Annotated in this window: 1 protein-coding gene; it reads left to right on the top strand. The window is 69.0% G+C overall.

Going from position 1 to position 2,087, the window contains the following annotated elements:
- A partial coding sequence (locus ACFY4A_RS42470; RefSeq protein WP_390834654.1) for an amino acid adenylation domain-containing protein occupies nucleotides 1–2,087 on the top strand: 2,087 nt, incomplete at both ends.

Raw genomic sequence — 2,087 nt, 5'->3', positions numbered from 1 at the left:
GCGTTCGCGCACCAGGATGTGCCGTTCGAGCGGCTGGTGGAGGAGCTGGCCCCGGTGCGCTCGCTGGCCCGGCACCCGCTGTTCCAGGTCATGCTCACTGTGCAGAACAACGCCGAAGCGGTAGTCGAGCTGCCCGGCGTCCAGGCCGGAGGGGTGCCGGTCGGAGCAGCGGTCGCCAAGTTCGACCTCGATGTGAGCGTCGCGGAGCGTTTCGACAGCGAGGGTGCTCCGGCCGGTCTGCGGGGAGTGGTTGTCGTCGCTGCGGACCTCTTCGATGTGGAGAGTGCGGAGCGGTTCGCTGAGCGGTTGTCGCGGGTGTTGGGGGTGGTGACGGCTGATCCGTTGGTGCGGGTGGGTGCGGTGGATGTGCTGGGTGAGGTCGAGCGGCGGCGGGTGGTGGGGGAGTGGAACGACACCGGTGTGGGGGTGTCGGTGGTGTCGTTGGTGGAGCGGTTCGAGGGGTGGGTGGCGCGGACGCCGGATGCGGTGGCGGTGGTGTTCGAGGGTTCCGCGGTGTCGTATGCGGAGTTGGACGCGCGGGCGAACGGGTTGGCCCGGCTGTTGGTCGGTCGGGGTGTGGGGCCGGAGTCGGTGGTGGGTCTGTGTCTGCCGCGTGGTGTGGAGATGGTTGTGTCGATTCTGGCGGTGTGGAAGGCGGGCGGTGCGTATGTGCCGCTGGATCCGGAGTATCCGGCGGAGCGGGTCGCGTTCATGCTGGCCGATTCCGGTGCCGGGGTCGCGGTGACCGTCTCGCAGTGTGCGCCGCTGGTGGGGACGGTGGCCTCGGTGGTGCTGGACTCCTGCGAAACCGCTGCTGAACTGCGGGAGTTGGGTCTGGGCGCTTTGGATGGCGACGAGCGGCGAGTGTCTCTGCTGCCCTGTCATGCCGCGTATGTGATCTATACGTCGGGTTCGACGGGGGTGCCGAAGGGTGTGGTGGTGTCGCAGGGGTCGTTGGTGAATCTGGTGTCGGTGTTCGGTCCGTTGATGGGTGTGGGGTCGGGGGTGGGGGTGTTGCAGTTCGCGTCGTTCAGTTTCGATGCGTCGGTTCTGGATGTGGGTGTGGCGTTGGGTTGTGGTGGGACGTTGGTGGTGGCGGGGGTCAGGGAGCGTGCGGAGCCTGGCTTGTTGCGGGCTTTGGTGCGTAAGTGGGATGTGGGGGCGGCGAGTGTGGTGCCGTCGTTGCTGGGGGTGTTGGGGGCGGGGGATCTGCCGGGTGTGGAGACGTTGTTGGTGGGGGCGGAGCCGATCGGGGTGGAGTCGGCCCGGGTGTGGGGTGAGGGTCGTCGGCTGGTGAATACGTATGGTCCGACGGAGGCGACGGTGATGGTGGCGGCGGGCCGGGTCGCGGCTGGTGTGGGGGGTGTGGTGCCGTTCGGGCGGCCGGTGGCCAATACGCGGTTGTATGTGCTGGATGCGGGGCTGTCGCCGGTGCCGGTGGGTGTGGCGGGTGAGTTGTATGTCGCGGGTGCGCAGGTGGCGCGGGGGTATGCGGGGCGTGCGGGCCTGACGGGTGAGCGGTTTGTGGCGGATCCGTTCGGTGCCGGTGGTGGGCGGATGTACCGGACGGGGGACCGGGCTCGTTGGACGGCGGATGGGCAGTTGGTGTTTGCGGGGCGTGCGGATGAGCAGGTGAAGATCCGTGGGTTCCGGATCGAGCCGGGTGAGGTCCGCTCGGTGGTGGAGTCGCATCCGGGGGTGGCCCAGGCCGCGGTGCTCGCCCGGGAGGAAACTCCGGGTGACAAGAGGCTGGTCGCCTACGTCGTTCCGACGGATGGCAGGCCTGACGGGCTGCCGTCGCTGGTGCGGACCCATGTGGGCGAGCGTCTGCCCGACTACATGGTGCCCTCGGCCGTGGTCGTCCTGGACGCGCTGCCGTTGACGGTGAACGGCAAGCTGGACCGCAAGGCCCTGCCGGTGCCGGACTATGCCAACACGATGGACAGGGGTGGCCCAGGGCGGCCGGCCGACGCGCGCGAGGAACTCCTGTGTGCCGCCTTCGCGCAGGTCCTCGGAGTGGAGGAGGTCGGCGTCCACGACGACTTCTTCGCCCTGGGCGGACACTCACTCCTCGCCGTACGACTGGT

The organism is Streptomyces sp. NPDC001292 (assembly GCF_042896465.1).
GTDB lineage: Bacteria > Actinomycetota > Actinomycetes > Streptomycetales > Streptomycetaceae > Streptomyces.
This window is presented reverse-complemented; position numbering and strand designations above follow the sequence as displayed.